The 6,310-nt window shown below is 68.4% G+C and carries 7 protein-coding genes; 2 read left to right on the top strand and 5 right to left on the bottom strand.

What is annotated here, in order from left to right; all coding sequences use genetic code 11:
- Positions 1-137 precede the first annotated feature (137 nt).
- The 4 genes from A5698_RS19050 to A5698_RS19035 form a co-directional block, all read right to left on the bottom strand.
- Positions 138-986 (bottom strand): siderophore-interacting protein, encoded by an 849-nt coding sequence (locus A5698_RS19050; protein ID WP_068300043.1) that lies wholly within the window; start codon positions 984-986, stop codon positions 138-140.
- Between the two features lie 128 nt (positions 987-1,114).
- Positions 1,115-2,239, bottom strand: a complete 1,125-nt coding sequence (gene dprA / locus A5698_RS19045; protein ID WP_068300039.1) for a DNA-processing protein DprA — start codon at positions 2,237-2,239, stop codon at positions 1,115-1,117.
- Positions 2,236-3,747, bottom strand: a complete 1,512-nt coding sequence (locus A5698_RS19040; protein WP_068300037.1) for a YifB family Mg chelatase-like AAA ATPase — start codon at positions 3,745-3,747, stop codon at positions 2,236-2,238. Before A5698_RS19040 ends, dprA begins: the two co-directional genes overlap by 4 nt.
- On the bottom strand, positions 3,748-4,116 hold the full coding sequence (locus tag A5698_RS19035) for a YraN family protein (protein WP_068300035.1): 369 nt from the start codon (positions 4,114-4,116) through the stop codon (positions 3,748-3,750).
- Between the two features lie 137 nt (positions 4,117-4,253).
- Here A5698_RS19035 and A5698_RS19030 point away from each other — a divergent pair, with 137 nt between their 5' ends.
- Positions 4,254-5,072, top strand: coding sequence for a DUF1206 domain-containing protein (locus A5698_RS19030; RefSeq protein WP_068300041.1), 819 nt, complete (start codon positions 4,254-4,256; stop codon positions 5,070-5,072).
- Here the strand turns inward: A5698_RS19030 and A5698_RS19025 are convergent, their stop codons facing one another.
- A complete protein-coding gene (locus A5698_RS19025; RefSeq protein ID WP_068300032.1) occupies positions 5,073-5,441 on the bottom strand; it encodes a heme-binding protein in 369 nt (122 codons plus the stop codon).
- Between the two features lie 262 nt (positions 5,442-5,703).
- Between A5698_RS19025 and A5698_RS19020 the strand changes: the two genes are divergently transcribed.
- Positions 5,704-6,310 (top strand): extracellular solute-binding protein (locus tag A5698_RS19020; RefSeq protein ID WP_156670817.1); only part of this gene is annotated, 607 nt, incomplete at its 3' end.

The raw sequence follows: 6,310 nt of genomic DNA, 5'->3' as shown, positions 1-6,310 counted from the left end.
GGCATCGCCGACTCCGCCTTGGCTTCCCACTCCGCGAAGGTCATCGGCAGGTTCGGCACGATGCCGGAGAGGCCTTGCAGGTAGATCTCGAACTGGTAGTTACCGAACGTCATGCGGCAAGCGTGCCAGGCCTACGGTCAGGCGTTGGCTTCGGCCTTGGCCAGTTCGCGCTTCCACTCGCGGAAGGTCTCCTCGGTGCGGCCCCGACGCCAGTAGCCGGAGATCGACGAGGCCCACTTGGCCTCGACACCGCGCTCCTTGCGGATGTAGGGCCGCAGGTTGTGCATCACCGTCTGCGCCTCACCGTGGATGAACACCTGCACCTGTCCGGGCAACCACGGCGTCTCTCTCACCGCGGCGATGAGCGGGGCGTGGTCGCCGGCTTGATCTTCGGGAACCAGGTCCGCGCGACCACCGCGATAGACCCACCGCACCTCGACACCGTCGGGCTTCTTCAACGGGACCTCGTCATCGGGCCCGGCGACCTCGATCAACACGTGCCCGATGGCATTGTCCGGCAACGCTTCCAGCGCATTGCTGATCGCGGGGACCGCTGCTTCGTCGCCTGCCATCAGATGCCAGTCGGCGGCGGGATCCGGCGCATAGGCGCCGCTGGGCCCCATCAGGTACGCGGGCTGACCGGGGGTTGCAGCGGCAGCCCACGGCCCAGCGACACCGTGGTCACCGTGCACCACGAAGTCGACGCAGATCTCCCGACGCTCGGGATCGACGTTGCGAACGGTGTACGTGCGCACGGTCGGCCGCTGTTCCGGCGGCAGCGAAGAGAACGAGTCGATGGTCAGCGGTTGCGGCAATGCGGCGACATCGACCGCCGGATCGACGATCACGATCTTGACGTAAGCGTCGGTGAACTCGTTCGGGGTGAACGTGTCGAACCCCGGGCCGCCCAGAACCAGCCGGAGCAGGTGTGGGGTCAATTGCTCAGTACGCACCACTTCGAAAGTGTGTATCGGTCGCCCTGCCAACAGAAATCCTTCCAAAACTCGCTAGCCGGTTCGACCGAACTGGGTACGAGCCGGCCTCACCGACTATACGAGCAGGTCGCGCCGGCCGGGGTTCTACCTTGTGCGCCTGCGGTCGCGGACAACGCATGTCACCTGGGCGCCAACTTCCACCTCCCGTCGCGGCTGACCACCAGTCCGCAAAGTTCGAGGGTCGCCAGCGGACCCAGCACCTGGCGCGCCGGCAGGCCGGACGCCACCGCGATCTCTTCGGCGGTGCGCCCGCCGCGGCGCGGAAGCGCGTCGTAGACCCGCTTGTCGGTGTCGCTGAGCTCGTCCAACGGTGAGACCGGTCGCTGCTCTTCCGGCGCCAGTTCGCCAATCCGACCAACCAGCTCGACGACGTCGGCCGCGCGCGTGACGAGGTGCGCCCCGCTGCGCAACAGGGCGTGACACCCGACCGACGCCGACGACGTGACCGGGCCGGGAACCGCACACACCGGGCGGCCGAGCCCGCGCGCCCAGGCCGCGGTGTTGGCCGCACCGCTTCGCGCGCCGGCCTCCACCACGACGGTCGCCCCCGCCAGCGCGGCCACCAAGCGGTTGCGCGTCAAAAACCGATGACGTGCAGGCCTGACACCGGGCGGATATTCGCTGAGCAGCAGGCCTTGTTCGGCGATCCGCCGTAACAGCGCGGTATGGCCCGCCGGATACGGCACATCGACGCCTCCGGCGAGCACCGCGACGGTGACACCCTCGACGGCAAGCACCGCGCGGTGCGCGGCACCGTCGATGCCGAACGCGCCACCGGACACCACCGCGACATCGCGCTCGGCCAGTCCGGTCGCCATGTCGGCCGCCACGAACTCGCCGTAAGTTGTCGCTGCACGCGTCCCGACGACGGCGGCGGACCGGAAGGCGACCTCGTCGAGCGCGGCGGGACCGATCGCCCACAACACCAACGGCGGCTGTGCCTGCGGCCGCAACCGGTCGGGTGCACCTCTGAATCCACCGAACGACAGCAGTGGCCACTCGTCGTCATCACAGGTGACCAGCCGGCCCCCGAGCCGTGCCAACACGGCCAAATCCTTTCCTGCGCAGTCGATGTCACGCCGGGCTTCGGCTCGACGGTCGACCTCTTCACCCGCCATGCCGCGACGCACCCGCGCCGCGGCCTCCACTGCGCCCACCCGTCGTACGAGTGCGGCCAGTGCCGGACACGGGGGTTCGACCACTCGGGACAGATACGCCCAGGCCTTCAGGGTTTCGTCGCTCACAGCGCACCCCCGGCCGGACGGAAACTCAACGCCGTGGTGACGTCCTCGAGAACCGGCGATGTCCGTCCGGCAAGATCGCTGAGCGTCCACGCGACCCGCAGGGTCCGATCCATTCCGCGGACGCTCAGCGTGCCCCGGTTCAGCGCCGCCTCGAACGGCTTCATCACCGCGGGAGGCAGGCGAAACTTGCGGCGTAGCAACGATCCGCTGACCTCGACGTTGGTGCTGATGCCGTACGGCCGCCACCGCTCCGCAGCGGCCGCCCGCGCCGCGGCGACCCGCTCGCGCACCACGTCGGTGGACTCGCCGTCCTTGGCGACGATCGCACCCGCCCGTAGTGAGTGCATCCGCACGTAAAGGTCGACACGGTCGATCAGGGGGCCGGACAGCTTGCCGAGGTATCGCCGTTTCTCATGTCCGGTGCACACACAGTCCCGCGGGTCGGGGCGCGCACATGGACACGGGTTGGCCGCCAGAACCAGTTGGAAGCGGGCCGGATACCTGGCGACGCCGTCGCGGCGCGCGAGGCGGATCTCCCCGTCTTCCAAGGGTGTTCGTAACGCCTCGAGCACGCTGCTGCCGATCTCGGCGCACTCGTCGAGAAACAGGACGCCGCGGTGCGCACGACTGACCGCGCCGGGGCGTGCCATTCCTGACCCGCCGCCGACCATCGCCGCCACACTCGACGTGTGATGCGGTGCGACGAAGGGCGGGCGGGTGATCAGCGGCGTTTCCTCCGACAGCAGACCCGCCACCGAGTGGATTGCGGTGACTTCGAGGGCCTCACTGTCGGACAGCGGCGGTAGAAGGCCCGGAAGACGTTGCGCGAGCATCGTTTTACCGACGCCCGGAGGGCCGGTCATCATGAGGTGATGGCCACCGGCCGCGGCCACCTCGACCGCGTAGCGCGCTTCCGTTTGACCGATGACGTCGGCGAGGTCGGCCCGGGGTTCGGGGCGCGACGACGGAGACGCGATGCGCGCTTCGAGCTGCCCCGTACCCGTGATCCACGCCTTCAGCTGAGTCAACGTGCGCACGCCCCACACCTCGATGCCGTCGACGAGGCTGGCTTCGGCCAAGTTCTCGGCGGGCACCACCGCCGCGGGCCACCCTTCCCGTTTCGCCGCCAGCACTGCGGGCAGGATGCCCTTGACCGGCCGGACCCGCCCGTCGAGAGCCAATTCGCCGAGCAGCAGGGCCTTTTCGAGTCGTGGCCACTCCTCCTTGACGTTGGCCGACAGCACCGCCATCGCCAACGCCAGGTCGTACACCGATCCCATTTTCGGCAAGGTCGCCGGTGAGAGCGCCAGCGTGAGGCGAGCCTGCGGCCACTCGCATCCGCAGTTCGTGATCGCGGCGCGAACCCGGTCGCGAGACTCCTGGAGCGCTGCATCGGGGAGACCGACCAAGTGGACACGGGGCAGCCCGTTGCCGATGTCGGCCTCGATTTCGACGATCTGACCGTCGAGCGCGGTGACCGCAACCGAATACGCCCGCCCCAACGCCATCTACCCCACCCCCTGGAAGTGGATGATCTCCGGCGCGCGGCGCCGGCCGATCCGGACCCCGACGACGTCGATGCGCACAATCGGCCATCCGGTCTGCTGGGCCGCCAGCCACAGCCCGGCGAGCCGCCGCAGCCGCCGCACCTTCTGCGGTGTCACCGCTTCTTCAACACCGCCGAACCTGTCGCTCGTGCGGGTCTTCACTTCCACGAACACCACGGTGCGGGTCGTGTCGTCGATCGCGATCACATCCAACTCGCCGAACCGGCACCGCCAGTTGCGCTCGAGCACCCGCAGGCCCACCGACCGCAGGTGATCGACCGCGAGTTGCTCACCCAGCGCGCCGATCTCGGCACGCGTCCATGAAGTCATGGCTTGACCGTCGGTCAGGTCACCGACACATCGACGCGCCGCCCGTGTCCGTGCAGACCGTTATCCCCAACGCCGGTTTCATCCACAGATTGCGCCCACACCGTTTCGCCGACGTCAAAAAGCGGGTACAGGTCGGCATGACCGACAACTCGTTACACGGAGTCGCCGACCGTGCCACCGACAGCGACGCCTTCGAATACACCGCGCGGGCCGGCTTCGCGGTCAGCGGTGTCCTCCATCTGCTCGTCGGCTATCTGATCCTGCGGATCGCGTTCGGATCCGGCGGCAACGCAGACCAGTCGGGCGCTCTGGCGACACTCGCGCAACAGACCTTCGGCGCAGTGCTCCTGTGGCTCGTCGCCGCGGGTCTGCTCGCGCTCGGATTGTGGCGCGTCGCCGAAGCGGTCGTCGGCCCACGGCCGGGCGAGGGATCGGGCCGTTTCAACGACGACACCCCGGCGTGGAAGCGCGTGAAGTCGCTCGGTCTGGCCGTCGTGAACTTCGCCATCGCCTTCTCCGCGGCCCGCTTCGCCGTGGGCAGCGGCCAGCAGAGCTCGCAGCAGAACGCCGGCCTCAGCGCGCAGATGATGCAATCCGGCTGGGGTAAAGCCGTGCTGATCGCGGTCGCACTCGGACTGATCGCGGTCGGCGGCTACCACGTCTACAAGGGCGTGACCAAGAGATTCTTCAGGGACCTGCGCAATACCGGCGGAACCGGAGTCAAAGCGGTGGGGATCACTGGCTACGCCGCCAAGGGCCTGGTCCTAGCGGGGGCGGGCGTGCTCGTCATCGTGGCCACCCTGCAGGCCGACCCCGCCAAGGCCACGGGGCTGGACGCCGCGGTCAAGACCCTCGGACAGGCGCCGTTCGGCAAGATCCTTCTCGTCCTTGCGGCCATCGGCATCGCCGCGTTCGGCGTCTACAACTTCGTTCGCGCCCGCAACGGACGGATGTGACTATTCGCCCATCGCGTCGAACAAGGTCGCCAACTGCCCCGGGCTGACGGCGATACCGCACTGCGCGCGCATATCCGTCAGCGGCGCCGCGATTCCCCGCAGGTCGAGGTACTCGTTGGGATGCGCGGTGAAGTAGCCGCGCACGGCGGCGCGAGCGTCCTGCGGCGGCTGTGTCGCGGCCGCGGTCAGCACTTCGTTGGCACCGGGGTGGGCCTCCAGATAACCACCTGCCTGGCTCAGCACACCGCTGGCCGTCGTCGCCAGGCCACTGGCCGTGCACGGTGCGGCACCGGCGGCCGGAGCGGCCCACATGGCACCGGCCACGATCAGCGCTCCGCAAACCAGTCCCGAAAGCTTGGATCCGTTCATTCGACCATCCTCGGAGTCCGTGCCGCGGGGCGCGCCGCCCCCGATCCAGGCAAACGTACCCCGGGGACGGCGACGCCGGAGTGCTGTGCCGAAAAGGACCGCCACGCCCTCCAGCTACACCGAAACCCGTCGGTTCGCCGCCGCCTGCGTCGAATCAGGAGACAGCCAGCGATCCCGGAGGCCGGGAAGGGTATGTTCATTAGGTAAACCTCAGCTAAAGATTGCGGCCTGACCTGCACGTACCCGCGAAAGGATCTCCTGCATGCGACCAAGGTGGAGGCTGATCGCCGCCGTCCTGTCCACCCTCGCCCTCACCGTCACCGCCACCGGATGCTCGGACTCGGGCGACAGCGACGAATTGCTGATCTACAACGCCCAGCACGAGTCGCTGACCAAGGAGTGGATCGACGCCTTCACCAAGGAGACCGGGATCAAGGTCGCCTACCGGCAAGGCGGTGACACCGAACTCGGCAATCAGCTTGTGGCCGAAGGGAAGGCATCGCCTGCCGACGTGTTCCTGACCGAGAACTCCCCCGCGATGGCCGCCGTCGAACGCGCCGGGTTGTTCGCCGAACTGCAGCCCGAAACGCTGGATCAGGTTCCGCCGCAATACCGTCCGCCGTCGGGCAAGTGGACCGGGGTGGCCGCGCGCAGCACCGTGTTCGTCTACAACACCTCGAGGCTGCAACCCGACCAGCTGCCCAAGTCGCTGCTCGACCTGCAGCAGCCGCAGTGGAAGGGGCGGTGGGGCGCGCCCCCGACCAAGGCCGACTTCCAAGCGATCGTCTCGGCGCTGCTGCAGCTCAAGGGCGAGCCCGCGACCGCGCAATGGTTAGCCGCGATGAAGGCCAACGCCAAGCTCTACAGCG

Origin of the sequence: Mycobacterium sp. E136 (assembly GCF_001666865.1) — a bacterium.
Lineage (GTDB): Bacteria > Actinomycetota > Actinomycetes > Mycobacteriales > Mycobacteriaceae > Mycobacterium.
The sequence above is the reverse complement of the archived record's forward strand: the minus strand, read 5'-3'. Positions and strand labels throughout refer to the sequence as shown.